The 25,877-nt window shown below is 63.6% G+C and carries 23 protein-coding genes; 8 read left to right on the forward strand and 15 right to left on the reverse strand.

What is annotated here, in order from left to right; genetic code table 11:
• Positions 1-113: 113 nt before the first annotated feature.
• On the reverse strand, positions 114-875 hold the full coding sequence (locus OXH56_05305; GenBank protein MCY3554720.1) for a class I SAM-dependent methyltransferase: 762 nt from the start codon (positions 873-875) through the stop codon (positions 114-116).
• Between the two features lie 216 nt (positions 876-1,091).
• Between OXH56_05305 and OXH56_05310 the strand changes: the two genes are divergently transcribed.
• The 7 genes from OXH56_05310 to OXH56_05340 all read left to right on the forward strand — a co-directional run bounded on the left by OXH56_05310 (position 1,092) and on the right by OXH56_05340 (position 12,537).
• Entirely contained in the window at positions 1,092-2,576 is a 1,485-nt protein-coding gene (locus OXH56_05310) for a sulfatase (GenBank protein ID MCY3554721.1), read from the forward strand.
• Between the two features lie 183 nt (positions 2,577-2,759).
• The gene (locus tag OXH56_05315; protein MCY3554722.1) at positions 2,760-3,542 is read left to right on the forward strand and encodes an SDR family NAD(P)-dependent oxidoreductase; all 783 of its coding nucleotides are present in this window, start codon (positions 2,760-2,762) and stop codon (positions 3,540-3,542) included.
• 44 nt (positions 3,543-3,586) lie between these two features.
• A complete protein-coding gene (locus tag OXH56_05320) occupies positions 3,587-4,633 on the forward strand; it encodes a sugar phosphate isomerase/epimerase (GenBank protein ID MCY3554723.1) in 1,047 nt (348 codons plus the stop codon).
• Between the two features lie 68 nt (positions 4,634-4,701).
• Positions 4,702-5,745, forward strand: a complete 1,044-nt coding sequence (locus OXH56_05325) for a hypothetical protein (protein ID MCY3554724.1) — start codon at positions 4,702-4,704, stop codon at positions 5,743-5,745.
• Between the two features lie 58 nt (positions 5,746-5,803).
• A complete protein-coding gene (locus OXH56_05330; GenBank protein ID MCY3554725.1) occupies positions 5,804-9,586 on the forward strand; it encodes an HAD-IB family hydrolase in 3,783 nt (1,260 codons plus the stop codon).
• Complete coding sequence (locus OXH56_05335) at positions 9,583-10,818, forward strand: zinc-binding dehydrogenase (protein ID MCY3554726.1); 1,236 nt, start codon at positions 9,583-9,585, stop codon at positions 10,816-10,818. The genes OXH56_05330 and OXH56_05335 overlap by 4 nt, the downstream gene beginning before the upstream one ends.
• A gap of 78 nt (positions 10,819-10,896) precedes the next feature.
• On the forward strand, positions 10,897-12,537 hold the full coding sequence (locus tag OXH56_05340; protein ID MCY3554727.1) for a SpoIIE family protein phosphatase: 1,641 nt from the start codon (positions 10,897-10,899) through the stop codon (positions 12,535-12,537).
• A gap of 35 nt (positions 12,538-12,572) precedes the next feature.
• On the opposite strand, the gene OXH56_05345 is transcribed toward OXH56_05340, so the two are convergent.
• The 3 genes from OXH56_05345 to OXH56_05355 are packed head-to-tail and all read right to left on the reverse strand — an operon-like array spanning position 12,573 to position 14,080.
• Positions 12,573-13,625, reverse strand: a complete 1,053-nt coding sequence (locus OXH56_05345; GenBank protein MCY3554728.1) for a Gfo/Idh/MocA family oxidoreductase — start codon at positions 13,623-13,625, stop codon at positions 12,573-12,575.
• 48 nt (positions 13,626-13,673) lie between these two features.
• Positions 13,674-13,880, reverse strand: coding sequence for a type II toxin-antitoxin system HicA family toxin (locus OXH56_05350; GenBank protein MCY3554729.1), 207 nt, complete (start codon positions 13,878-13,880; stop codon positions 13,674-13,676).
• Positions 13,877-14,080, reverse strand: coding sequence for a type II toxin-antitoxin system HicB family antitoxin (locus OXH56_05355; GenBank protein ID MCY3554730.1), 204 nt, complete (start codon positions 14,078-14,080; stop codon positions 13,877-13,879). The genes OXH56_05350 and OXH56_05355 overlap by 4 nt, the downstream gene beginning before the upstream one ends.
• Before the next feature lie 454 nt (positions 14,081-14,534).
• Between OXH56_05355 and OXH56_05360 the strand changes: the two genes are divergently transcribed.
• Entirely contained in the window at positions 14,535-16,328 is a 1,794-nt protein-coding gene (locus OXH56_05360) for a cyclase family protein (protein MCY3554731.1), read from the forward strand.
• A 41-nt stretch (positions 16,329-16,369) separates the two neighbouring features.
• On the opposite strand, the gene OXH56_05365 is transcribed toward OXH56_05360, so the two are convergent.
• From OXH56_05365 to OXH56_05415, 11 genes are all read right to left on the reverse strand, one after another.
• A complete protein-coding gene (locus tag OXH56_05365) occupies positions 16,370-16,630 on the reverse strand; it encodes a peroxidase (GenBank protein MCY3554732.1) in 261 nt (86 codons plus the stop codon).
• A 36-nt stretch (positions 16,631-16,666) separates the two neighbouring features.
• Positions 16,667-16,948, reverse strand: coding sequence for a hypothetical protein (locus OXH56_05370; GenBank protein MCY3554733.1), 282 nt, complete (start codon positions 16,946-16,948; stop codon positions 16,667-16,669).
• Positions 16,935-18,290, reverse strand: a complete 1,356-nt coding sequence (locus OXH56_05375) for an amino acid permease (GenBank protein MCY3554734.1) — start codon at positions 18,288-18,290, stop codon at positions 16,935-16,937. Before OXH56_05375 ends, OXH56_05370 begins: the two co-directional genes overlap by 14 nt.
• A gap of 39 nt (positions 18,291-18,329) precedes the next feature.
• Positions 18,330-19,133 carry a phytanoyl-CoA dioxygenase family protein gene (locus OXH56_05380; GenBank protein MCY3554735.1) on the reverse strand — a complete coding sequence of 268 codons (804 nt, stop codon included), beginning with the start codon at positions 19,131-19,133 and terminating at the stop codon, positions 18,330-18,332.
• The gene (locus OXH56_05385; protein ID MCY3554736.1) at positions 19,126-19,431 is read right to left on the reverse strand and encodes a hypothetical protein; all 306 of its coding nucleotides are present in this window, start codon (positions 19,429-19,431) and stop codon (positions 19,126-19,128) included. Before OXH56_05385 ends, OXH56_05380 begins: the two co-directional genes overlap by 8 nt.
• Positions 19,431-19,925, reverse strand: coding sequence for a D-glycero-beta-D-manno-heptose 1-phosphate adenylyltransferase (gene rfaE2 / locus OXH56_05390; GenBank protein MCY3554737.1), 495 nt, complete (start codon positions 19,923-19,925; stop codon positions 19,431-19,433). The genes OXH56_05385 and rfaE2 overlap by 1 nt, the downstream gene beginning before the upstream one ends.
• Before the next feature lie 158 nt (positions 19,926-20,083).
• Entirely contained in the window at positions 20,084-21,214 is a 1,131-nt protein-coding gene (gene dprA, locus OXH56_05395; protein MCY3554738.1) for a DNA-processing protein DprA, read from the reverse strand.
• Positions 21,215-21,344: 130 nt separating this feature from the next.
• Positions 21,345-22,370: a GTPase ObgE gene (gene obgE / locus OXH56_05400; GenBank protein MCY3554739.1), complete on the reverse strand. Its 1,026-nt coding sequence runs from the start codon at positions 22,368-22,370 to the stop codon at positions 21,345-21,347.
• A gap of 27 nt (positions 22,371-22,397) precedes the next feature.
• Positions 22,398-23,633, reverse strand: a complete 1,236-nt coding sequence (gene icd / locus OXH56_05405) for an NADP-dependent isocitrate dehydrogenase (GenBank protein MCY3554740.1) — start codon at positions 23,631-23,633, stop codon at positions 22,398-22,400.
• A 47-nt stretch (positions 23,634-23,680) separates the two neighbouring features.
• Positions 23,681-24,604 (reverse strand): malate dehydrogenase, encoded by a 924-nt coding sequence (gene mdh / locus OXH56_05410; protein ID MCY3554741.1) that lies wholly within the window; start codon positions 24,602-24,604, stop codon positions 23,681-23,683.
• A 43-nt stretch (positions 24,605-24,647) separates the two neighbouring features.
• On the reverse strand, positions 24,648-25,841 hold the full coding sequence (locus OXH56_05415; GenBank protein ID MCY3554742.1) for an NYN domain-containing protein: 1,194 nt from the start codon (positions 25,839-25,841) through the stop codon (positions 24,648-24,650).
• Positions 25,842-25,877: the final 36 nt, after the last annotated feature.

Genomic DNA, 25,877 nt, shown 5'->3' on the forward strand with positions numbered 1-25,877 from the left:
GGGTGGTTTAAGGCTCTTTTTGTACTTTCGTGCCGCAAAAAGAAAAGTTTCTAGTCAAGATCTGTTGATCCCCCCGCCCCGGGGTTCCCCGCCCCCCCCCCCCCCCCGAACAGTCACTCCCTGACCGCCGCGAACCCGATGATGGGCGGTGCGGCCATGAATTCGTCCCAGTAATCGTTGTCCCGCTCGGACGGATGCAACTGCGGGTCGACCCAGTGAAAACCGGCAAAGCCGGCTTCATCGAAAGCCCGCCGATAGGTTCCCGGTGAGAGGTAGTAGTTGTTAAATTCGAACCGCGTGCCGTCGTCGTTCATGAACCGGTAGACAATGGGGTCGCCTTCGGACGGCGTCGCCCCGGCCGGCGTTCCTCTGTACTCCTTTTCAAATCCGTACCGGGCGTATGAGACCGTGCCACCGGGCACATTCAGGACGTTGTCGTTGAAACACACGAACCGCCCGCCCGGCTTCAGCGCGCCGTAGGCCGCCTGGACGAAGCGCAGAAGTTCGTTCGCGTCTCGGGCGTAGTTCAGTAGGTACATGGCCACGACGAGATCGACCGGCTCGTCCAGGACCAGGGCCGCCGCGTCCTGGTTCAGGTACCGGCAACCCGTGGGCCGCGCGCGTTCCTCGGCCTCGGCCAGCCGGATCATTTCGGCCGATACGTCGACGCCGAGAACCTCCCCGGCGCCGGCAAGTTTCAGCTTGCGTGTGTAGAACCCCTCGCCGCAGGCCAGGTCGAGCGCTTTCATCCCGCTAATGTCCCCAAGCATTTGGAAAAGCGTGTATTCCTCGATGTACTGACGAAAGGACAGTTGCTTGGAGTCTTTGTAGGCCTCGGCGATGGCGTCGTATTCGGATTCGGCTCGTCGCTTCATATGGGTTCCCCTTTGCTTTACCTCTCACATTATACCTGAACAGAACGGTGTTTCAAGTTCCATTGTCCCATTCGGTAGCGGTTTACACGGTCCGCAGGCCCATGGGCTTCGCCCTCAATTCCGTTGACGAAAAGGCCTCCTCCGCATAGTTTTCCCATTGTCTGCGTTTCCGGCATCTCATCGTAAAAGTATGTCTTGTTTCCCTGCGGAGACCCTTTGAACGTCATCTGCGTCTGCCTGGACACTTTTCGCGCCGACATCATCGGCCCGGGCAGGAAGTACAGCCACGCGCACACGCCCAATCTCGACGCCTTTCACCGCGGCAGCATCCGGTTCAACCGGGCCTTCGGCGAGGGACAGCCCACGCTCCAGGTGCGAAGGGCGCTGTTCACCGGGATGCGCAGTTTCCCGTGGCGGTACAACTTCGACCGGCGCGGCCACTGGCATCACGCCCCGGGCTGGCACAAGATCCCGCCGGAACAGGACACGATCGCGGAAGTGCTGCTGGAACGAGGGTACCTGACGGCCCTCATCGCCGACACGTACCACATGTTCAAGCCCACCATGAACTTCTCCCGGGGGTTCGCTCACCTGGATTTCGTGCGGGGACAGGAATCGGACAACTGGAAGAGCGGCGATCCGAAACTCGTCGAGGCGCAACTTGCCCGGCACGTGAGGCAGCCCGTGGACATGTCGAAGCATGTGGGCCTGGTGAACTACCTGCTGAACCAGCGCCACAGGAAGGACAAGGAAGACTACCAGTGTGCCCGGGTGTTCAACTCGGCCAGTGCGTGGCTTGCCGACAACCATACGGCGGGGCCCTTCTTCCTGTGGGTCGACAGCTTCGATCCCCATGAGCCCTGGGACCCGCCGCCGGAGTACGCCGACCGGTATTTCGAGCACGACGGCCTCGATTTCATCGTGCCCGGTCCCGCATACGCCCGTGACGGATCGGGCGGGGCAGGTGGACCAGGCGGGGCAGGTGGACCAGGTGGGCCATCGGAAGCTGAACTCCGGCGCATCGAGGCGCTGTACCTGGGGGAGGTCACCCTGGTGGACGAGTACGTGGGCCGGTTGCTGAATGCGGTGGCGGACCGGAACCTCCTCGATGAAACCCTGATCGTGATCCTGTCGGACCATGGGACCCAGTTGCTCGACCAGGGGAGCTTCGGCAAGGGGCCGAACGAACTGCATCCCTTCAATACCCAACTCAACCTCATGATGCGCGTACCTGGTGGTCCGACGGACGTGGACGTGGACGCCTTCGTGCAGAACCACGACCTCATGCCCACGCTGCTCGGTCGGCTCGGGGTACGGGCGGACTGGACGGACGGCGAGGACCTTTGGCCGCTGGTCGCGGGTGAGAAGGCTGCCATCCGTGATCGGATCGTGACCGGGTGGGCCTCCTTCATCACGGGTAACGCCGTGGGCCGGGCCAGTGTGCGGGACGACCGCTGGAACTTCTGCACGTCGGTGGGCTACGAGGACGAGAACGGCGATGAACTCTTCGACCTGGAGGACGATCCGGAAGAACGGCGGAATGTCGCAGGACAGCGTCCTGACGTTGTCTCGGAGCGTCGTGGTGACGTGGAAGCGGTCCTGGGTCAGCCCCTTCCCGGCCGGATGGTGGAGATATGCGATCCAGCCCCGGCGCCCATGACGCACTGGCTGGAGCAACGGTTGCGGAGGCGACAGGATTGAACCATGGGTGCGTGCGTCGGGTGTGAGCGTCGCTATCGACGTCGGAACTGATTGCGCCGGCCTTATGGGGATGCGACCTGTGGAGATGTAATTCCTGAGAATGCGATCCGTGGAGGTTCAGATACACATGTACAATTGTACAACTGAAATGCGCACGCCTGGGATCGTGCCTGCGGAGTGGCCATGCGGTTAGCGGACAAAACCGCAATCGTGACGGGTGCGGGAGACGGAATAGGACGGGGGATCGCGCTGGCGCTCGCCCGGGAAGGCGCCGCGGTGGCGGTGTGCGACATCAACGCCCAAACCGTCGCGGAGACCAGTCGCTTGATCGCGGACGCCGGCCGGCCCGTCCTGGCGGAGGCGCTGGATATCACCGATCACGGCCTGGTCCGGTCCTTCGTGGACGACGCGGCGTCCCGGTTCGGCAGGATCGACGTCCTGGTCAACAACGCCGCCATCATGCCCGTAAGCCCCATCGAGGACCAGGACGAGGAGACCATGGCCCGCATCCTCTCCGTCAACCTCCTGGCGCCGGCCGTCTTCAGCAAGTACTGCATTCCGCATATGCGTGCCGCGGGCGGCGGATCGATCATCCACATGGCCAGCGTGACGGGCCATAACGGCCATCCGGGCGTGGCCGTCTACGGGGCGACGAAGGGCGGGCTGATCGCCCTGGCCCGGGGCCAGGCCATGGAACTGGCCGAGGACCGGATCAGGGTCAACACGGTTTCGCCCGGCACGGTGGATTCGCCCATGCTGCACAACTTCGTGAAGGAGAACGCCGGAGACCCGGAGGCGGCGCTCAGGGCTTTCGACCGCCTGCACCCCATCGGCCGGGTCGCTACCATCGGGGAGGTCGCCAACGTCTTCGTTTTCCTGGCGAGCGACGAATCCAGCGACATCACGGCGACGGACATCCGGTGCGACGGCGGCTACGCGGTCCAGGGACGGCAGCCGACGGAATAGCGACAGGTAACAGCGGCAAAGAGAACCAGCGGCAAGGAGAACCTATGTCAGTAGGGGTTTGCGCGTACTCGTTCAACACGGGATATGACGCCTTTGAGCTCATGGACATGGCCGTCGAACACGGCCTCGGCGGCGTGGAGTTTCCTCCCGACGACTGCCTCCCCGATCTGTCCCCGGCCTCGCTGGAGCGGGCCCGTGCCCGGGCCGAGGAGAACGGGTTGTACGTCGTGACGGATGGCGGCCAGGTCGAGGGTGAGATGCTGCGGCGCCTGATTCCCGCGGCCGCGAGCCTCGGCGCCTCCTCGTTGCGCGTCGTCATGAGCGGCGTACTCGGCGGCGACCGCAGGCCGCTGTCGGGCCGGTGGAACGCCCACCTCGCCGGGTGCAGGGATATCCTGCGCGAGGCGCTGCCCCTGGCCGAGGAACACGGGGTGACCATCGCGGTGGAGAACCATTCGGACGCCACGTCCCACGACATGCGCTGGCTTTGCAAGGAACTGGACAGCCCGTACATCGGCATCACACTCGACGTGGGCAACGTGCTGGCGGTCTGCGAGGAGCCTTTTGGATACACGGAACGCATCCTCCCTTTCCTGAAGCATGTCCACCTCAAGGATTACACGATTCATCCCTCCGACGAGGGGTACCGCATCGCACGGTGCTCACTGGGCAGCGGCGTGGTCGACTACCCCGGCCTGCTTTCCCTGATCGACGGATACCGGGGACAGCCCGGCCGGGCTGACTCGGATGGCCGGCGCGGCCAGGCGGACCAGCCCGGCCAGCCAAGATCGGAAGGACAGCGCGGCGGAGTAACGAAAACCATCGAACTGGGCGCCATCTACGCCCGGCACGTGCGCATGCTCATGGATGACTACTGGGCGGAATACCCCGACCGCGACATCAGGGACATGTTGCCGTTTCTGCGGCTGTACTGGTCCCACGTCCGTCCCGTCGGGGAAGACTGGCGCACGCCCAGGGAGAAGGACGAATCCACCAAGGCCCTGAAGGCATACGAGACGCGCGAGTTCGAAGAAAGCGTCGCCTACCTGAAAGAAATCGGGGCCGTACAGGCGGACTCCGGCACATCCTGAACCAGGCGGGTCGATTCATGAGCTTCTCCTATCAAACCGGCGACCCAATTGAAAAGAAAGCGGCCCTGATGAAAATGACGCGTCTGGACCAATCCGACATGCACGGGTCCATCGGGTCAATACCCGACCAGATGGAGGCGGCCTGGGAGGCCATGGCGGGACGCACTTTCCCCGACGCCTTCCGGAACGTCAACCACGTCGTCGTGGCGGGCATGGGCGGATCGGCTCTGGGCGCCCACCTGATACAGGACGTCTTCCGCGACCGGCTGCGCGTGCCGGTCACCACCTTATCCGATTACGCGGCGCCTTCATGGATCGACGAGCGGACCCTCATCGTGCTATCCAGCTACTCCGGGGGCACGGAGGAAGTGATGGCCATGGCGGAACACGGCCTGTCCAGGGGGATACCGATGATCGCCCTGACTACGGGAGGCGACCTGGAAGCGTTCGCCGGGCGCCATGGACTGCCGGCCGTGGTGTTCGGCAGCGAGCTCAACACCTGCGGGCAGCCGCGTATCGGCCTGGGCTACGCGGTCACCTACCTCTTGGCGATGTTCCGTCAACTGGGGTTCGTGGCGCTTGCCGAATCCGAGGTAACGGGCGCGCTCATGCTGCTCCGGGAGACCAACCCGGTTTACGCTGCGCGCGGAGAGGAGAACCCCGCCTATGAGCTGGCCCGGGCTACGGGGGGGAAGTCAATCCTGATCATGGCTTCCGAGCATCTCACGGGCAACGCCCACATCCTGGCCAACCAGTGGAACGAGAACGCCAAGAACCTGGCCGTCTGGTTCGCCATACCGGAGTTGAATCACCATCTGCTCGAAGGGATGACCCACCCCGCGGAGCATCGGGACGGACTCGCCGCCGTGCTGATCCAGTCCGGCCTGTACGATCCGCGCAACCAGCGCCGCCACGAGATCACCCGTACGCTGCTCGAGAAGCAGGGGATTGCGTGTTCCGTCGTAACGCCCAGGGGAGAGACGGCGCTCGAGCAGGCCTGCGACCTGCTCCTGCTCGGTACCTACGCGAGTTTCTACCAGGCAATTATGAACGACGTCGATCCGTCGCCCATACCCTGGGTCGATCAGTTCAAGCGACTGATGGCCACGTGAACCCACCCGCCGGGATGACGGCCCAGTCCCCGGACTACACATCGAGAGACGGTAAGGTATGAGTGAAATTGTCACTTACCTGCGGGGAAAGACACTGCTGATCACCGGCGCCACCGGTTTCCTCGCCAAAGCGGTCGTGGAGAAGGTCCTGCGTTGCGCCCCGGACGTCGGCCGCATCTACCTGGTCGTCCGGGCCCGCCGGAGGAAGGACGGCACCACGCTGACGGCGCGGGAACGGGTGGAGGAGGAGATCTTCCAGTCCGCCGCCTTCGCCCGCCTGCGCGAGACCCACGGCGAACGTTTCGCCGATATCATGCGCGCCAAGGTCCACGCCGTCGAGGGCGATCTTACCCTGGACCACCTCGGACTGGAACCGGACCTGTACCGCCGGCTCGCGGCGGAAGTCGACGTCGTGCTCACCTGCGCGGCTTCCGTGACCTTCGACGAGGAAATCGACGCCGCACTTCAGCTCAACACCCTCGGCGCGCGGCGCATGATGGAATTCGCCAAGTCGTGCGGAGACGCCACGCTGGTCCACGTCTCGACGGCCTACGTCAACGGCCAGACCAAGGGTCGCATTCCCGAAGCCCCGCCCCGTCCGGACTGGTCCATGGTCCAGGAAATGGGGCGAAGCGACGCGCCTTTCGACCTGGAGCGGGAAACACGGGACATACTCGCCAGGGCGGATGAGATCCACGACGAATCCCGGTCGCCGGCTCAGCAGGACCGTTTCAGGAAGATGGCGCTACAGCAGAATCCGAGCCCGACGCAGCGCTGGCTGGACGCCCAGATGGAGACTTTCCGCAAGCGCTGGCTCAAGGAACGGCTCATCGAGGAGGGCATGCGCCGCGGACAGCAGTGGGGGTGGCACGACAGCTATACCCTGACGAAGGCCATGGGCGAGCAGTTGATCGTCAAGCACCGGGGCGACCTGCCCACGGCCATCATCCGGCCGTCCATCGTGGAAAGCGCGCTGGTCGAACCCGAACCGGGATGGATCGAGGGGCTCAAGGTGGCCGACCCGCTCATCGACGCGGTGAGCAAGGGGCGCCTGCCGGATTTCCCCGGCCAGAAAGACATGATCGTGGACATCATCCCGGTGGACATCGTGGCCAACACGACCCTGGCGGCCATGGCGCGCACAGCCCGGGAAGGCGGGATCGGCGTGTACCACGTATCGACGGGCGACCGGAATCCCGTTCTATTCCACCAGGCCTTCGAGCACTCATACGAGTACTTTCAAAAATACCCCCGCCTGAACCGGAACAACGAACCCATACCGATCCAGCGATGGACCTACCCGACCCTCGGCCAGTTCCGGCGCCGGTACAACCTGCGCTACGTCTATCCCCTGAACGCCGCGTTGTGGACGTTAAGCCGCTTCAACCGGATCACCCTGCTGAACAATTTGAAGCGCAGAATCACCGTGATGAAGTCGGCGATCTCGCGCATGCTGTACTACGCCGCGATCTACAGCCCCTACACCTCCCTGCAATGCACTTTCGAGACGGATCGCACAGTCGGGTTGCACGAGAGTCTGGATCCGGAAGACCGGCTGCTCTTCAACGGCGACGTCTCCAGGATCCACTGGAAGACGTATTTCCAGGAAATCCATATTCCCGGCCTGAAACGCCACGTGCTGAAGACCGATGAGCCGAAGCCCGCGGTCACGGAAGAAGAGGAAGTGGCGGAGCGTTCCGGGTTCACCCAGGCAGGAGAGGACGCCCTGCCCCATCTAGATACGCTGACGGACATACTGGCCAAGAGCGCGGATATGTACGGGGACAAGACCGCGCTGCAGATGCCGCGGGACGATGGCTGGACACGCTATTCCTTTAAGGACGTGTTCGCCCTGGCCGGACACATCGGCTGGCAGTGGCGGTCCAGCGGCCTGCATCCGGGCGACCGGGTCTTGCTTTTCTCTGAGAACCGGCCCGAATGGGGTATCGCCTGTTTCGCCGGGATGGTGGCCGGTGCCGTACTCGTGCCCGTGGACCGCCGGTCTACGCCCCAGGAAGTCTGGCGCATCGCCCGGTTTACCGAATCGAGGGCCATCCTCTGCACAGAAAGCGGACACGCATTGCTAACGGCGTCGGCGGATTCCGGCGTCGCGGCGGATCCCGGCGTCGCGGCGGATCCCGGCGTCGCGGCGGATCCCGGCGGCGAACCAGCGGATCCCGGCGGCGACGTCATGTTCTGGAACATCGAAAACTACGGACTGCCGTTCGACGCGCCGCGACAGCCCGCGTCGCCCGTCACCCTGAACGAGGAGCCGCCCCCATGGGCACCGGTAGAACCCGATTCCCCGGCCGCCATCATGTTCACCCGGGGCATGGCGGCCGAATCCCACGGCGTGGTCCTTACCCATCGGAACTTCGTTTCGAACCTGCTGTCCCTCGCCGAGATCCTGCGTGCCTACCGGACCGACCATTTCCTGTCCCTGCTGCCCATGAGCCAGGCCCTGGAGTTCACGGGCGGATTCCTCATGCCTTTCTACGCGGGGGCGACCATTACCTATACCACGTCGGTACGGCCGCGGTCCCTGGTCGGCCTGATGGATGAAACCGGGGTCAACTGCCTGATCGCGGCGCCCCGGCTGTTCGGGCTGTTGCACGGGTCACTGCGACAGACAGCCGAGAAAAACGGCGAAAGCGTCGTTTCCCGAATTCGGCTGCTGGTCAGCGGAGGCGGCACGCTCGATTCGGATCTGTACCACGCCTACCGGGAGATCGGCCTGACGATCCACGAGGGATATGGGCTCACGGAAGCGGCCCCGGTCGTTACCGTTAATCCCATGGACCGAAGCAAGCCCTCTTCCGTCGGCGTGGCCCTGCCGGCCGTAGACGTTGAAATCCAGGCCCCCGACACGGAAGGCAACGGCGAGATCATCGTGCGCGGGAACAACGTCATGCAGGGTTACTACAGGAACCCTACGGCGACGGAGAACCGCCTCCGCGGCGGGTGGCTTCACACGGGGGACATCGGGCGCATTGACCGTGACGGCTATCTGTATATCTCTGAGCGCCTGGGCCAGACCTCTGAATCCGCCAGGTCCGCTGGATCCGCCGGATCCGCCGGATCCGCCATAGCCGCGAGGTCCTCCGGGGCCGCGCCAGGAAGCCCGGAAGGAGCGGCCGGTCGGCGATCGGGACGCGCCGGTAGTGGCCGGGAACACGCCGCGACGGCCTTCTTCGATGTGGACGGCACCATCGTGGACGCGACGATCGTACACTACTACGCTTTCTACAGGACCTGGGGATATTCCTCCCTGCGACGCCTTCTCTGGACCATCGGCTTCCTGCCGAAAGTCCTCTATTACATCGTCCTGGACAAGATCAGCAGGAGCCGTTTCATCCAGTCGTTCTACCGGCAGTACCGGGGCTTCAAACGCGGGGAATGCGTATCGAGGAGTGAACCGCTTTTCGATAAAGTCATGCGTCCGCGCATGTACGCCGGGGCTGTCGATCGCATACGGGCGCACCAGCAACGGGGCGAGCGCGTGGTCCTGGTTACCGGGTCTCTGGATTTCGTCATGGAGCCGCTGGCGGAATACACCAAGGCGGACGACCTCATCGCCCTGTCCATGAAGGAAGACGATGGCCGGCTGACCGGTGAGACGGAAGGGCCGCCCATCGGTGACGAGGCGAAGGCCAGCATCGTCCGGGATTACGCCGAGCGCCGCGGTATCGACCTGGCCCGGTGCTATGCCTATGCCGACAGCAGTTCGGACGAGCCCATGTTGAGCGTGGTGGGGCATGCCGTCGTCGTGAACCCCGGCGGGAAGCTGAAGAAGGCCGCGGATGCCGGCGGATGGGAAGTCGTGAACTGGACCCATGTATGAAAGCCGTACAATACATCAAGAGTGTACCCCGTTACCTGTTCGTCCGGACCCTCGGCCATCGGCGCCCCGGCCCGGCCACCGGCGCGCTGTCGTGCATACGCATGGCGGACGTTGATCCTCCTCCGCTTCCGACACCTGAATGGATGCGCGTCCGGCCGCTGTTGAGCGGTATCTGCGGATCGGACCTTTCCACCATCCGGGCGAAGGGCAGCCCTTATTTCTCACCCCTGATTTCCGCGCCTTTCGTCCTGGGCCACGAAGTGGTGGGCGAGGTCGAGGAGACCGGCTCGGCAGCCGGGAGCGTTTCCCGGGGAGACCGCGTGGTAATCGAACCAGGCCTCTGCTGCGCCGTCCGGGGTATCCACCCGCCTTGTCCGTCCTGCGCCGCAGGCGATTTCGGTCTGTGCGAGAGGGTCATGCACGGCGATATCTCTCCTGGGATTCAGACCGGGTACTGCAGGGACACGGGCGGTGGATGGAGTACGTCCCTGGTGGCCCACCCCTTCCAGGTCCACCGGGTGCCCGATCGGCTTTCCGACGAGGAAGCGGTCCTGGTCGAACCCTTCAGCTGCTGCCTGCACGCCGCGCTGAAGTCTTTTCCCGGTGACGACGAGACCATCCTGGTGATCGGTTGCGGCGCCGTCGGCCTACTCACCATCGCGGCCACACGGGCCCTGGGCGGGAAGTGCCGCATCCTCGCCGCCGCGCGGTATCCCCATCAGCAGACCCTGGCGGCCGCCCTCGGCGCCGACCGCGTCATCGGCCGGGGAGAAGACCTCTACGATACGGTCAGCGAAGTGACGGGGGCGGAGATCCACCGGCCCGAGATCGGACGGCCCGTATTCATCGGCGGCGTGCACCGGACCTACGACTGCGTAGGCTCGTCGCGCACCATCGACGACGCGCTGCGGTTGACCGGCTCCGGCGGCGCCGTCACCGTGGTGGGCATGCCGGGCATTCCTTCCGGGATCGACTGGACGGCGGTGTGGTACAAGGAACTTAAAGTGCAGGGGGCCTACGCTTACGGGACAGAGGAGTACCAGGGCCGATCTGTCCGCACCTTCGACCTGGCCATGGATCTGATTGCATCGGGGAAGCTCGACCTGAAATCCCTTGTGACGGATCTCTACCCCCTGAAGGAATACCGGAAGGCCATCGGCACGGCCCTGGAAGCCGGTCGGCGCGGCGCTGTCAAGGTGGCCTTCGACCTGAGAAACGAATCGGGGTCGTAAGTCCGATGATGGGGGCCGTAAGTCCGATGGGGGCCGCGCCGAAGTTTCAACGGTAACCGCACGAATCGGAGCACACCCGTGCCCTACCTGAAGTTATTGCACGCAGAAGACCCGCAAGTCCATGTCCTGTCACGGGATGTCACTACCCTGGGCCGCTCCGGCGAGGCTGACATCGCCATAGGCGGCGACCGGGGCGTTTCGAAACTTCATGCGCGTATCGAAACGGAGGCGTCGGGCTACGTGATCGCGGACCTGGGCAGCCGGAACGGGACCTATGTCAACGATCATCCGATCGGTAGCGAGCCGGCCCCGTTGCTGCCCGGTGACCGCATCCGGCTCGGCCGATCGGTTTTCGTCTTCGAGGAGGGAGAACCCGAAGATCGCACCGATGATCTACAGGCGCCGGCCTCCCTTTTCCGGGCGGACCGGTTGCCGTACACGATGGCGGGCGGCACACCCGCCGTACGGCCCGAGGATACCGACGGCCGGCTGCTGAAACTCACAGAACTGAGCAAGGAGGTCATGAGGGCCCGCAGCGAGGCCGAGTTGGGAGCACTCGTGACGCGGAACATGCTGGAATGGCTCAAGGCGGACTGCTGCGCGATCGTCCATCCCAAGGAGACCGGGGATGGTTACGACCTCGAGATCCAGACGCTGGCCTCCCGGCCTGGATACGAGGACCGCTCGATTTCGATCAGTACGACGGCGGTGAAACAGGCCCTGGAAAACCGGATGGCCTCGATTACTTCGAACGCCCTGGGTGACGAGCGGTTCAGGGACCGGCAGAGCGTGATCGTCCGCCGGCTGGTGTCCATTTTATGCGTGCCCCTGTGGCATGAAGACCGGGTGTTCGGCCTGCTATACCTGGATTCAGCGGATCCTGCCGTGCAGTTTACCGTGGACCATCTCGGCCTGTCCAGCGCGGTGGCCAACCTGACCGCCATCAAGACCGACAACCTGCGCCTCTTCGACGCCGCCGTGGCCAAGAGCGCACTGGACAAGGAACTGGCCCTGGCCGGCGAGATCCAGGCCGGACTGCTGCCGGGAGAAAGATATGCCTTCCACACGCTGGCCTGCGCGGGCGCCCATGTGTCCTGCGAGGAGATCGGCGGGGACTATTACGACTTCATTCCCTATGGCGAGGACGTCCTGACGGTGACGATTGCCGACGTCACTGGACATGGCCCGTCCAGCGCGCTACTCATGGTCGCCTGCAAGACCATGCTGACCACCCTCATCGACATCGGCGTGCCTCTGGTGGAACGCGTCGGCAGGCTGAACGAGTACATACTCCATCATTCCTCGGTGAGCCAGTTCATCACCTTCTTCCACGCCGATATCGATACCAGGGCGAACACCCTGCGGTACTGCAACGCCGGGCACAATCCGCCCATGCTCCTTTCGCAGGATGGACCGGTTCAGAAGCTGCATTCAGTCGCGCCGCCGCTGGGGATCGCCGACGTTTCCTTTGAGGTGGAATCGGTACGGTTCGAACCCGGGACCAAGCTGGTCATGTATACCGACGGCGTCACCGAGGCGGCCAACGCCGAAGGCGAGCTCTATGAAGAACAACGGCTCGAGTCCCTGCTGACGAAGCACAGGGGCCAGGATGCGGGCGCATTGAAGGACACTGTCATGGCGGCGGTGTTCGGGTTTTCAGCGGAGTCACGACAATGTGACGACGTCACCCTCGCCGTAGTGGAGCATTCCGGCGCGTGATACCGGCGCGTAATGCCCACGCCGCGATGGGTCCGTCAGATCCAGCCGTGATCGATGTTCACCGGCGTGCCGGACTGCTGGTGCGTCCACTGTCCCCCGCTGGCCAGCGGCACTTCCCGTCCGGATACGGAAGACTGCTCCGCGGCGAACAGGATCTCCATGACGTGACGGCCCCATTCTCCGGGCGTGGGCGGTTCGATATCCTTGCGGATCGCCTCGACGAAACCTTTCCACTCGTTGTACATGGGATGAGGCGGGTCGTCGAAGGGCACGTCCTCCCACCGGTTGTCCTTGCCCACCCTGACGTACTTCTCGCCGGACTCGCTGAAGCGCAGTGAACCGTTGGCGCAGATCACCTGGCACTCGTGGTTCGGGCCGCCATCGGCATACCCGACGGCCACCGCCACGCCCGACGTGCCGTTCTTATAGCGGATGAAGGCCGTGGCGGAATCGTCGGCGGCCTGGTAGTGCGCCCTGTTGCCGATGGTGGCGGAGACCGAGACCGCCTGCGAGGCCATGACCCAGGAGAGCCGATCCACCACGTGGACCCCGTTGGTCATCCACATGCCGCCGCCGTGGAACCGGCTGCGGTACTGGGGCCTGCGGCCTCCGTATCCCCAGTTCTTCGACATGTAGCACACCCCCGTAATGGCCGGTCCCAGAGTGCCGGAATCCAGGATCTCCTTGGCCTTGATGCTGGTGCCGTAGAAGTGCTGCGTCAGGCCCACCATGAGCTTGACACCGTTGGCCGCCGCGGCGGCGATCATGTCGTCGCACTGGTCCAGGCTGATGGCCATAGGTTTCTCCACCAGTACGTGCTTGCCCGCGTTGCAGGCGTCCAAGGTCAGGCTATGGTGCAACTGGTGGCCGAGGACGATGGCCACCGCTTCAACCTCGTCGTCCTCAAGCAGCTCTGTATGGGTGGCGTACCCCCTGGGTATGCCGTACTTGTCCATGTATTCTTGGCGCTTCTCCTCGAGCAGATCGGCGACCGCTACAATCTCCACGTCATCGATGTTCGATATAGCATCGCAGTGCGATCGGGCGATGCCGCCCAGTCCAATGATGCCGACGCGCAGGTTAGTCACGGGTGAGGCTCCTTTAGTCGGTTCTGTCGTTATGACTGGCCGTCTGGATCACAATTCGTTTTCCGATATCTGTGCGATCCTCATCAAATGTGCCTGCAATCCACGTTTGAGCGTTACATTCCCATGGACCGGAACCGAAATGCGCGCGACTTCTCCATCTTTGGCATAAATGTGATGGCTGCCACTTATTCGTTTGAGATGCCATCCGTGAGATTCAAGCAACCGGCAAAGGCGCTTCCCGGTAATCGCTTTCACACGGCCACTTCTATGATGCGATCGGTCTCAGAGATTTCGAAGTCACCGACTTCGACGGACAGGCATCCGTCAATCGCCTCAAGGATGTTGCTGCGCAACTCATCCAGCGAATCACCTTGCGACACGCATCCCGGGATGGCCGGGACTTCGGCCCAATATCCACCTTCTTCGGCTCGATGTACAATGACTTTGAGTTTCATTGTTCTCCTCGGGTTCCGTTTGCGGAAATCAAAATGGTGGTCCAGGTCCTCGAAATCGATCACCATGAAAACCTTCACCAAAAACGTCAGACGCCGGTTTCCTGATATCAGGCACGGCGTGGCGGTCTTACTTAACTCACCCTGCGTTGCGTGCCCTCAGTCTGCAATGGTCAAACGATACGATCATAGTATTACGGTAAATCGTCGCCTGCTGGTTGACAACCGTTATTCGCCGTCGACTGTACCAATGACCGCAGGAGCGAACTGTGTGTCAAGGGCATCTTTGACACTACTCCTGTCGTACTCAGCAGGAGGATTTTGACAGGTTGACAACCGGGAAAGAAAATACCAAACTTTTATCACCATAAACATATCACCTGGCATTCTTTGTACTTTTCATCCAATCACACCTGACTTCGTAACCACTCAGATTCGAATACCCAGGGAGCGCACCATGTACCCGATCCGTAAGCACGCCCGCGTGTCCAGGCCGGTCCGGAGCCTGGCCTTTGCCGTCCTCATCCAGTGGATCACCCTTTCAGCCGCCGCCCAGTACACGCCGGTGGGCCCCGACGACGTGGTCGATCTATCGCCGGCTATATCCGGCCGCCACTACCAGTACTGGCCGGGCGGACAGATACACCACCAGCCTATCGTCGTGCCCTATATCGTACACGGAGACCGGCCGTGGGCGTCGGACCTGATCATCCTGGACGAGAACACGGCCACCCAGACGGACACGCCGGCCCACATGATGCCGCCCCAGCACAGCGGTCTGCCGAACGCCCATTACTGGGGTGATCTTACGGTGGAAAAAGTCCCGGCCTGGCAATTAGTGGGCGAGGTATACAAAATCGACGGCCGGTCCATGCTGGACCAGGCTCCGCCGGGCGTGAGTCCCCTGTTCACCATAGATGTGGTCAAGGCCGCCGAGGCGGCGCACAGGCCCATGGGACCGGGCGACGCCGTCCTGTACTGGAGCGGGTACGACGACCGCCACGACCGGCCCGCGCCGGACGACCGCCGCCTGATCGTGGAACCCGTCGCGGGGACGGCGCCTGGATGGCCCGCGCCGGACTACGACGCGGCGGAATACGTGGGCAGCCGGGGAGTCTGGCTCATGGGCATCGACAGTCCGAGCATGGGTGGACTGGGTCCGCCCCGCTACATCGCGTCGGGTCCCGATGGCTTGTACGTAAATCCCCTCGCCCTGGAAAGCCATCTCGGCCATTTCAAGTACGGTGCCGTACACACGGAGGGACTGATCAACCTGGACAGGACGCCCAACGGATCCCTGTACATTGCCCTGCCGGTCAAGCACGAGAACTCACCCACGGTGGAAACGAGGGCGGTGGCCATAACCAATCCGGACCTGGCTGCGCGACTGCTTGAGGCCGTTAAGTCGAAACGGGTGGTCGACCTCTCCGTAACGCTGTCCATGGACCGCCCCGTCTGGTGGCCGGGCCGCGGCGTGGGCCGTCACGTCTTTCCCTATTCGAGGGTGCAGCCGGTGAACTATTTCGATGGTCCATTCGGCCCCTACTGGGTCAACACCCACTTCATGGATGCTCATACAGGAACCCACGTGGATCCGCCCGCGCACTACGGCCCTCCGCCCGGATTCGACACGGGCAGGTATGACGAAACGGTCCGCGCCGCGCTGAGGGAGTTCGAGGCCGAGCACGGTCCGCTGAAGCGCACGGAGTTGACGACGGAAAAGGTCCCGTTGCACCACTTCATGGGGCCCGCCCGGGTCGTCAACGTGCAGCACCGCGTGGGGACGACCTCGTGGGATGACTGGCCGGCCTCACCGGCCATCACGCTGGACGATGTCAGGAGACACGAGGATCTGTACGGGGAGATCGAGGAAGGCGAGGTCGTGCTCTTCCATACGGGACATACGGACACCCACTTCCGCCGCTTCATCCGGGTCGTGGTGGAACAGAGTGTCAAATCGCCCCTGGACGGACAGTCCGAGGGATGGCCGGCGCCGGGTGCGGACGTCATCGCCTATCTGGCCGGCAAAGGCGTGAAGCACGTGGGCATCGATGCACCCGACATGGGATCGGTGGACCCGGTGGAATCCATGAAGACGCACTGGGCGGCGGTGAACCACGACATGATCTTCACGGAGTATCTGATTGGCGTGGGGCAGCTTCCGCCGAAAGGCGCTTTCTTCATCTTCCTGTGCCCGCACCTCGAAAACAACCACGGCGGTCCGGGCCGGGCCATCGCTATACTGCCGTAAGGCGGTGACAGGGTCGCCACCCACCCGCCCGGGCGGCCGTTTTACGAATCGTCCGCATTCCGTCCCACCCCCAGGGCATCCGCGACGCGGTTGATGTAGTTGAACCACGACGCGATCAGGGTGATCTGGAGGATGGCGACGTCGTCGAACCCCACGGACCGCAGTCCTTCGAGATCGGCCTTCCGGATCTGCGTGGCATCCTCGGTGAGCCGGATGGCGAAATCCAGCATCGCCCGGTCCTGGGCGTTCAGCGGAGCCTTATCGTAGTCGTACTTGATCGCTTCGACCAGTTCGCTGTCCAACGTGACCCGACGCAGAAACTCTGCGTGCGAATCAATTCAGTATACACACCGGTTTCTCGACGAGACGATGGTCGAGATCATCTCGTGCTGCCGGCGGCTCAACGGAAGATCCGGCGACAGCAACACCCCGAAGGTGGCGAAGGCGTGATGCAGCGCCTCCGGGATCAGCGAATGGGACGCCACGATGCCGGAAGTGCCGTCGTCGGTGGGATGCACCGGCGTGTCGTACTCCGCGGGATAGAGCGCGCGCTGAGCCTCGAGGGCGGCGAGCAGCCGTTCGTCCCCATCCGACGCGGAGACGGTCTTAATCCATGCCATGGGTTTCTCCTGACGTTCTTTGCTGCGTTGTCTGGTTTCTGAACACGAGAAGGTATACCGGTATTCCCAGGGCCGTCACGCCGACGCCGAGCAGGGCCTGCACGGGACTGTTGCCGAAGAGCAGCACGAGCAGGACCGCGGCGAGGATCAGGAACAGCACCGGAGTGACGGGATACAAGGGAGTCCGGTAGGGAGGCGTCTCGGCCGACCTGCGGCGTACCACGAACAGGCCCGCCACGGTGAGCGCGATGAACAGGACGGCCACGAAGATGAAGTAATCCAGAATCTGGCTGAAGGTTCCCAGCCACACCAGCAGTGAAGCCAGTCCGCCCTGGATGGCGATCGCGCGGTAGGGCGTGCCGAAGGCGGGATGGACGGCACCGGCGAAGCGGAGGAAGACCCCGTCCCTGGCCATGGCAAAATACACCCTCGGCGCCATGAGCAGCAGTCCGGTCAGGCTGCCGACGACGGACAGGATGACCACGGAGGAGAACAGGATACCGCCGCTGCGGCCAAAGAGCACCTCGCCGGCCTGCGCCGCGAAGGTCTCGTTGCTGGTGACCTGGGATACGGGTACGAGGTACATGAAGACGGCGCTGGTGGTGATGTAGGTCAACGCGACGATACCGACGGCCAGCAGCAACGCCCTGGGGAGGGTGCGCGCCGGGTCCTTGATTTCGCCGGCCACCTTGTTCAGGTCCCACCATCCGGCGAAGGCGAAGAAGGCGCCCACGATGCCGCCGGCAAGGGCGCCGAACAGGGGTCCGGAGTCCGCGGGCCGCGCCACGAAGGGCGTGAAGTTCGACCAGTCGCCGAGCCCCAGGCCGAACCCCAGGATGGAGATGACCGCGAGGACGCCGACCTTGAAAACGGTCAGCAGGACGATGATCCAGGCGCCGATGCGCACGCCGTAGATGTTGACGCCGGTCAGGACGGCCAGCACGGCGATGGCCAGCAACTTCATCGCGACCGGATCCAATGGATAGATATGGCCCGCGTAGCTCGCCATCCCGGTCGCCAGGGTCGCCGTGATGCCCGGATCCAGCACCATCAGGGACATCCAGCCGTACATAAAGGCCGTCGGCGTGCCGTAGGCCTCCCGGAGATAGATGTATCCGCCGCCCGCGTGGGGATAACGGGAGGCCAGTTCTCCGAAACACAGCGATCCGCAGAGGGCCATCCCGGCCATCGCCAGCCAGATGACGAGCAGCAGCAGGGGCGATCCCAGCGACTTGGCCATCCCGGCGGGCACCAGGAAGATCCCCACGGCGATCATCCCGCTGATCACCATGGCCGTGGTCGGCCAGATTCCCAGTTGTCGGCGCAGGTTACCCGTGGTCATGAACGCGTTTTCGTCGAGTTGGAAAACAGTACCGGCTGATCACACCAGTTCGGGTTCGTTCTCGATCCGGCTCAGCCAGTAGTGGTTGTCGAACTGGTCGTCACCGGTCAGAAACCGCCAGAAGTGGATCCGGTTGACATGTTCGATGCGTTCTTCGTTCCCATGCCACGGCTGGTTCGTGCTCAGGATATGGCTGACTTCCGGATCGTCGATGTCCTCCGTATTCCAGAGCCTTAGCTGCCTGACCGTGGGGTTGAGGCGCAGCTTGAACATGTACCGCATCTCGTCGGTGCGATTCGGCTGGGCGCAGTGCCACATGCCGTGATGGAGCACGATCACCGTCCCGGCCTTGCAGATCATCGGCACCTGGCCCACGAAGTTGTGGTACCGGGCGATGTCGGATTCGCTGATGCGGCGGTAGTGGCTGCCGGGAAGGATCAGCGTGCCCCCCATCTCCCTGGGCGTGTCGTGGGCGAAGTACATGAACTGGATGTCGAAATGCAGCCGCGTGTCGATGATCGCGTCCGCGTGCCAGTGCTGTCCGAAGTGGTGACCGGCCGCCACGGTGTGCACGGCGTGGTGATCGTACAGTGGATCGGGACCGACGAGGCTGTGGATGATGCCCTCGATCTCCGGAAGCCGGAAAACGCGGCCCACGGCCGCGTCCGGCCAGATGGCGCTCAGGGGCGATCCTGCCTCTTCCCGGGGAATGGCCTGGTTGTCCATTTCCGCTTTCACGGCCTGATTGAGGTCGTCGGGCACCAGTTCGTCGAAACGGAGATATCCTTCCGCGACGAACCGCGCCATTTGCTTCGAATTCAACAGATGGGTGCTGTCAGCCATCGATGACCTCCATTTTTTCGAGTATGTACTCGTACTTGAGATAGGACACCTGGTATTCCGTACCCGGATAGGCCGGGTACTGCTGGGGAAACTGGACGACCCGCCAGCCGTCCCGCATGGCGTCCACTACCGACGCGTAGGGCGGATTCGTGGCGCCGCCCGAGTCCGCGGCATCCCCCGAAGTATGGCGTTCGTCGGCGGCCGAGGTGCCGTCGAATTCGGACCAGGCCACGACGCCGGCATGCAGGTCGGGGGTCCGCAGGTAGAGCACCAGCAGTTTCTGGCGTGTTTCAGGCATTAAGTACCCTTTCCGGTGATGCGTTCTATCGTGTCGGTGGTCGACATGCCGTCCAGCACGGGCACTCTCTCCACGCGGCCGCCGTAGGCTTCCACCACGTCCCAGCCCACCACTTCCTCGTGGCCGTAGTGACCTCCTTTGACCAGGACGTCCGGCTTGAGCAGGTTGAGCAGCGGGATGGGCGTTGGCTCGCTGAAAAGGACCACATGGTCCACGCAGGCCAGGGCGCCGAGCATGTAGGCCCGTTCCGTTTCGCCGTAGATCGGCCGGCCCTTGTCCTTGATCGCCCGGACGGACGCGTCGGTGTTTATGGCCACGATAAGCAGATCGCCGAACGATCGCGCGGTCTGCAGGAGATGGACATGGCCCGGATGGAGCAGGTCGAAGCAACCGTTCGTGAATACGACGGTCGCGCCTCTCCGGCGCGCGCGCTCCACGACCGCTGCAAGTTCATCGCGTTCGAGGAGTTTACCGCGGGATTGCTGATCGTGCATAACCGGTCACAGCGTACGATTTGGCGATAAGAGCGAGTTGTCCTTGATGTAACATCGGGAGAGCGGGGCGTGTCAACCGAAATAACCATGGGACAGACGGGTGGGCGGACGGGTTCAGGCCGCCGGACGGACGGGTTCAGGCCGCCGGACGGACGAGGTCAGGATCTCACGAACCTCATGCCCGGCAATTGCCGTACCGCGCCTTTCAGTTCGAGCGCCAGCAGGACACCGAGCGCCTGGGAAGACGTAAGGGAGAGGGCGGTCGCCAGGTGGTCGATGTGCTTGGGATCCGAGGTGACCTGACCGTACATGGATGCCTCAACGGGCGGCAGTTCGAAATCCGGGCCGGCCGGTTCCGGTTCCGATCGGGTCGGCTCGAAACCCAGCCGGGGCGCCAGCTCGTTGATCACGTCCTCGACCCGCTGGATCAGCTTGGCCGTACCGTCCTTGATCAGCCGGTTCACCCCCTCGCTGCCGGCCGCGTTCAGCGGTCCGGGGACGGCAAAGACCTCGCGGCCCTGGTCCAGGGCGAAGCGCGCGGTGATCAGCGCTCCGCTGCGCTTGCCGGCCTCCACCACGATCGTCCCCAGCGTCGAACCGCTGATGATCCGGTTGCGCTGGGGGAAATGGACGGCGTCCGGACCGGTTCCGAAGGGGTGCTCCGTCAGCACGGCGCCATGTTCCCGGATGGATGCCATCAGCTTGCGGTTCTCCGCGGGGTACGGCCGGTCTAGGCCCGAGCCCAGCACCGCCACCGTACGGCCGTTGCCGCGCAGTGCGGTCCGGTGGGCGAGCGTGTCCACACCCCGCGCCAGGCCGCTCACGACCGTGAACCCGTATGCACTCAGTTCCGCGCTGAAGGCCTCGGCCATCCTGCGGCCGTAGGCGGTGGTAAACCGCGTACCCACGATGGCGATGGACTGTTCGTCCTCCACTTTCCAGCCGCCGGAAACGAAGAGCAGCGGCGGCGGATCGTAGATCTCGCGAAGCCGCTCGGGATAGTCCCGGTCGCGGAAGGTGACGATGCGCGCGTCGTGCCGATCGAGCAGGTGCAGCTGACGGTCGACGAAGGCCTGGTCCCGGTGGCCGCGCACCGCCCGGGCGATCCGCGGTCCCACCCCCTCGGTCTCGGCCAGTTCGTCCAACGTGGCGGACAGGACCGCGGCGGGCGAACCGAACCGGCTCAACAGCGCGTGGAACCGCGACGCCCCTACGCCCGGCACACGCGCAAGGGTCAGCCAGGATGCCAGGTCCGCCAAAGACCGGTCCGTCATAGATAGGTCCGTCATAGATAGGTCCGCCATAGATAGGTCCGCCATAGGCCGGTCCTCAATGGACGGCCATTCAGTGTAGTTTCGGGTTACGGAACTAACCGGTATTTCGTCGGCGTTTATCACCGTCCGGCGCGATTATAAGAGATTAGTCGGGCGAGTCGGATCCGATCTCGTGAAGTATCTGGCGGATTTCCCCGAGGAGTTCGGGGATGCCTTCTCCGGTGGCGGATGAGATCGCCAGCACGGGGTTGTTGCGCTGGCCCGCGTGCTTCGCGCGGACGGGATCCACGACGAGGCCGTCCAGGACGGAACGGTCTACGATCAGGTCCAGCTTGGAGAAGACGACCAGGGCGGGACGGGATAGGAGAATTGGATTGAACTGGCGGAGTTCGTTGACGAGCACTTCGTAGTCGTGCACGGGATCGGGCTGGCTCGTGTCGAGCAGGAAGACGAGGATCCGGGTCCGCTCAATGTGGCGGAGGAACTGGTGTCCGAGTCCCTTGCCTTCGTGGGCGCCCTCGATCAGGCCGGGGATGTCCGCGAGGACGAAGCGGTCGTAGTCTCCCAACTTTACGATACCCAGGTTGGGTTCGAGGGTGGTGAAGGGATAGTCGGCGATCTTGGGCCTCATGGCGGAGAGACGCGACAGCAGGGTGGATTTGCCCGCGTTTGGATGACCGACCAGCCCCACGTCGGCAATCAGCTTCAGCTCGAGTTCGAGCTGGCGTTCCTCGCCCGGATGGCCCTCCTCCCAGCGCCGGGGCGCCCGGTTGGTGGACGTGGCGAAGGCCGAGTTTCCGCGGCCGCCATGGCCTCCCCGGGCGATGACCAGAGTCTGGTCCTCCCCGACCATGTCGGAAATCACCGAGCCGGACTCCCGGTCCTTGACGATGGTCCCGGGGGGGACGCCGATGACCAGGTCCGGGGCATTCCGGCCGTGCATGTCCTTGCCCTGACCGTGGGTGCCGTTCCGGGCCCGGTACAGGTGCTGGTACTGGAAGTCGAGCAGCGTCCGCTTGCCCGGGTCGACCTGCAGGACGACATGGCCCCCGTCGCCGCCGTGTCCGCCGTCCGGCCCGCCCCGCGGCACGTTCTTCTCGCGGCGGAAGCTGCAGCAACCGTTGCCGCCGCGTCCGGCCTTTACGTGGATTCTCGCGAAATCGACGAACATGGGGAATTCCCGAAGATCCGCGTTACCCTATGCCTGCATCCGCTCGATGATGGCGGTGCCGAATTCCGAGCACTTGACTTCCTGCGCGCCGTCCATCAGCCGGGCGAAATCGTACGTCACGATCCTGCTCCCGATGGCCTTTTCGATCCCCTGAATGATCAGGTCGGCCGCTTCGTCCCAGCCGAGATAGCGCAGCATCAGTTCGCCGGAGAGGATGACGGAACCCGGGTTGACCTTGTCCTGGTTGGCGTATTTCGGCGCCGTACCGTGGGTCGCTTCGAACACGGCGTGCCCGGTCTTGTAGTTGATGTTACCGCCCGGTGCGATGCCGATACCGCCCACCTGGGCGGCCAGCGCATCGGAAATGTAATCGCCGTTCAGGTTCATGGTGGCGATGACGTCGAACTCGTCGGGGCGGGTCAGGATCTGCTGCAGGAAGATGTCGGCGATGGCGTCCTTGACGAGGATCTTGCCGTCCGGGACGTCGCCCCCGCATTCGTCCCAGCTGACCAGCCGGTCCGGGTACTCCTCCTTCGCGAGTTCGTAGCCCCATTTCTGGAAAGCGCCTTCCGTGAACTTCTGGATGTTGCCCTTGTGCACCAGGGTGACGCTCTTGCGGTTCCGCGCGATGGCGTACTCTACCGCCGCGCGGATCAACCGCTTGCTGCCGGTCTCGCTCACCGGCTTGATGGCGATGCCCGAATCGGACCGGATTTCCCATCCGAACTGCTCCCTGCAGAAGGCGATCAGCCGGGCGGCCTCGTCGCTGTAGGCCTCCTGTTCCTTCCCGGCGTACACGTCCTCCGTGTTCTCGCGGAAGATCACCATGTCCACCTTTTCGGGATGACGCACCGGACTGGGCACGCCGGTGAACCAGCGTACCGGCCGCAGGCATACGTACAGGTCGAGGATCTGTCGCAGCGCCACGTTCAGGCTGCGGATGCCGCCCCCCACGGGCGTGGTCAGGGGCCCCTTGATGCCCACCAGGTATTCCCGGAAACTGTCTACCGTCTCATCCGGCAGCCAGCTGTCCGTAAGGTTGAAGGCTTTTTCTCCTGCCAGCACCTCGTGCCACGCGATGCGCCGGTCTCCGCCGTACGCCTTGTCGACGGCGGCGTCGAAGACGCGCTGGGCCGTCCTCCAGATATCCGGTCCCGTGCCGTCGCCTTCGATAAAAGGGATGACCGGCTGGTCCGGGACGTTGAGCACGCCCCGGTCATCGATCGTTATGTGCTTTCCACCAGCGGGTGGTTGTGCAGCCATGTCGCTTTCTTCCTCCTCCGTCAGGATTCCCTCAATTGACGTAGATGTTATATGCCCAATTCGTCCAGGCTCTCCTGGTACACTGAGGCGGAAGCACGCAGCGCCGCCCGTTCGTCGTCCGCAAGTTCCAGTTCGATCACTTCCTCGATGCCCTCGCTGCCCAGCTTCACGGGCACCCCTACACAGACATCCCGCAGACCGTACTCGCCTTCCAGCATCACCGAGGCGGGCAGCACGCGGTTCTTGCCCTTCAGGACGGATTCCACCATCTGGACGACGGAGGCCGCCGGGGCGTAGTAGGCACTTCCCGTTTTGAGGTAGTTGACGATCTCCGCGCCGCCGTCGCGGGTCCGCTGCACGATGCGGTCGATGGCATCCCGGGGCAGCAACTCGGTGATGGGTATGCCGGAGACCGTGGTGTACCTGGGAATGGGGACCATGGTGTCGCCGTGCCCGCCGAGAATGATCGCCTGCGTGTCTTCCATGGAGACGCCGAGTTCCATGGCCACGAAGGACCGGTAACGGGCGCAGTCCAGCACGCCGGCCTGTCCGTAGACGCGCTTCCGACCGTACCCCGACACCTTGAGGGCGACATAGGTCATGACGTCCAGCGGGTTGCTGACCATCAGGATCTGGGCATCCGGCGCGTACTTCACGATGCTTTCGGTCACCGACGTGATGATCTCCGCGTTCTTCTTCAGCAGGTCGAGCCGGTCCATGCCCGGCTTGCGGGCCAGTCCGGCGGTGACCACCACGATTGCCGCGTCTTCCAGGGCCGCGAAATCATTGGAGCCTTCTATCGCCGAATCATAGCCCAGCACGGGTCCGGCTTCCATCATGTCCAGTCCCTTGCCCTGCGGGATGCCGTCCACCACGTCGATAAGGGCGATGTCGCCCAGTTCCTTCTGCGCGGCGTACAGCGCAGCGGTCGCCCCCACGTTTCCCGCACCGACAATGCCGATCTTTACCATTTGTTCCTCCATGTATGAACGATGTATCGAGTTTCCTTCGACTTTAACGGGCCGGATCCATATCGATCAACAGTGATGCGTCGATGGGATGGTAATGATCCGCGGTTTCCATCAGGTCCCGCGCTGTGTTGTGCGGGAAGGAGAACACCTCCACGCGCGGGCCCAGTTCCTTGAGCAGCTGAATCAGCGACACGAAATCCCCGTCGCCGCTTGCCAGGATGACGACATCGACCTTCTCGGCAATTCTGATCATGTCGATGGCCATCTCCATGTCCCAGTCGCCTTTCGCCGAGCCGTCGCTGCGCCGGCGGAGGTCCTTCCGCTTCACCTCGTAGCTGAACTGTTCCAGCATGGTGACGAATCCGCTCTGGTCCACCTCCGGGGTCTGGATCACGTAGGCGTAGGCGCGTATCAGCCGGCGATCGTTCACGGCGGCCTGCATGAGCTTCTCGAAATCCACCCGCGCCGCAATCCCGTGCTGTTGCCGGGCGGCATACCACATGTTCTGCACGTCGATGAAGTGGGCTACCCTTTCAGATTCCGCGCCGCCTTCTTCTCTGAACTGTTCGATCCGTCGCTGCATCTCCCTGACGCGGTCTTCCAGGATCCGATTCCGTTTTTCGAGGTCCGCGCCGTACCGGCGGGCTTCGATCAGCGCCGGGTCGGTGTCCTCCATCGGGCGGGCGTCCTCCATCGGACGGGCGTCCTCCATCGGACGGGCGTCCTCCGGTCCGCCGTTCAGGACGGGATCGTCCCGCAGGTAGGGGGACGCCGTCTCCTCCGATACGCCGGACCGGGGTTGAAAGGCCGGAATCCGGTTCAACCGTTCGATGGCCGGCGCGTAAACCGCCTCCCGTTCGTCCAGCAACATGGCAAAGGTCATCCGGCCGCACTCCCGGGTATAGGCGTCGGTCCGGTCACTCAGCAGGGAGTTGATGCCTTCGGGGGACGATCTACCGATCTGTTCGATCTCCCGTGAACTGGTTTGGACCAGGGTCCGGATGACCTGCGCGGCAGTGACTTCCCGCTCGAAGCAGTCCCCGGCGAGTTGGGCGGCGAGCGTGTACATCGGTGCTGTCGCCAGGTCCCGCACATCCTGGACCAGTCCGCAGATGTGCAGCAGCTTGACGATCAACTGACGGTCGAGGGCGAGTTCCAGGACCCGGGCAAGCCCCTTTTCGTCGATCCTGCTGAAAAGATGCCGGTAGTCTGCCAGCGCTGTTTTCGAGTTTTCCATGGTTCCGCCGTGCGTTCGACAGGTTGCCGCGGCGCT

The organism is Gemmatimonadota bacterium, from assembly GCA_026702745.1.
GTDB lineage: Bacteria > JAAXHH01 > JAAXHH01 > JAAXHH01 > JAAXHH01 > JAAXHH01.

Bases quoted from the DNA above. Each gene is read 5' to 3' on its own strand.
- OXH56_05305 (MCY3554720.1), bottom strand. From the start codon at position 875: ATGAAGCGACGAGCCGAATCCGAATACGACGCCATCGCCGAGGCCTAC.
- OXH56_05315 (MCY3554722.1), top strand. From the start codon at position 2,760: ATGCGGTTAGCGGACAAAACCGCAATCGTGACGGGTGCGGGAGACGGA.
- OXH56_05320 (MCY3554723.1), top strand. From the start codon at position 3,587: ATGTCAGTAGGGGTTTGCGCGTACTCGTTCAACACGGGATATGACGCC.
- OXH56_05325 (MCY3554724.1), top strand. From the start codon at position 4,702: ATGAAAATGACGCGTCTGGACCAATCCGACATGCACGGGTCCATCGGG.
- OXH56_05330 (MCY3554725.1), top strand. From the start codon at position 5,804: ATGAGTGAAATTGTCACTTACCTGCGGGGAAAGACACTGCTGATCACC.
- OXH56_05335 (MCY3554726.1), top strand. From the start codon at position 9,583: ATGAAAGCCGTACAATACATCAAGAGTGTACCCCGTTACCTGTTCGTC.
- OXH56_05355 (MCY3554730.1), bottom strand. From the start codon at position 14,080: ATGAAACTCAAAGTCATTGTACATCGAGCCGAAGAAGGTGGATATTGG.
- OXH56_05360 (MCY3554731.1), top strand. From the start codon at position 14,535: ATGTACCCGATCCGTAAGCACGCCCGCGTGTCCAGGCCGGTCCGGAGC.
- OXH56_05370 (MCY3554733.1), bottom strand. From the start codon at position 16,948: ATGGCATGGATTAAGACCGTCTCCGCGTCGGATGGGGACGAACGGCTG.
- OXH56_05375 (MCY3554734.1), bottom strand. From the start codon at position 18,290: ATGACCACGGGTAACCTGCGCCGACAACTGGGAATCTGGCCGACCACG.
- OXH56_05380 (MCY3554735.1), bottom strand. From the start codon at position 19,133: ATGGCTGACAGCACCCATCTGTTGAATTCGAAGCAAATGGCGCGGTTC.
- OXH56_05385 (MCY3554736.1), bottom strand. From the start codon at position 19,431: ATGCCTGAAACACGCCAGAAACTGCTGGTGCTCTACCTGCGGACCCCC.
- rfaE2 (MCY3554737.1), bottom strand. From the start codon at position 19,925: ATGCACGATCAGCAATCCCGCGGTAAACTCCTCGAACGCGATGAACTT.
- dprA (MCY3554738.1), bottom strand. From the start codon at position 21,214: ATGACGGACCTATCTATGACGGACCGGTCTTTGGCGGACCTGGCATCC.
- obgE (MCY3554739.1), bottom strand. From the start codon at position 22,370: ATGTTCGTCGATTTCGCGAGAATCCACGTAAAGGCCGGACGCGGCGGC.
- icd (MCY3554740.1), bottom strand. From the start codon at position 23,633: ATGGCTGCACAACCACCCGCTGGTGGAAAGCACATAACGATCGATGAC.
- mdh (MCY3554741.1), bottom strand. From the start codon at position 24,604: ATGGTAAAGATCGGCATTGTCGGTGCGGGAAACGTGGGGGCGACCGCT.
- OXH56_05415 (MCY3554742.1), bottom strand. From the start codon at position 25,841: ATGGAAAACTCGAAAACAGCGCTGGCAGACTACCGGCATCTTTTCAGC.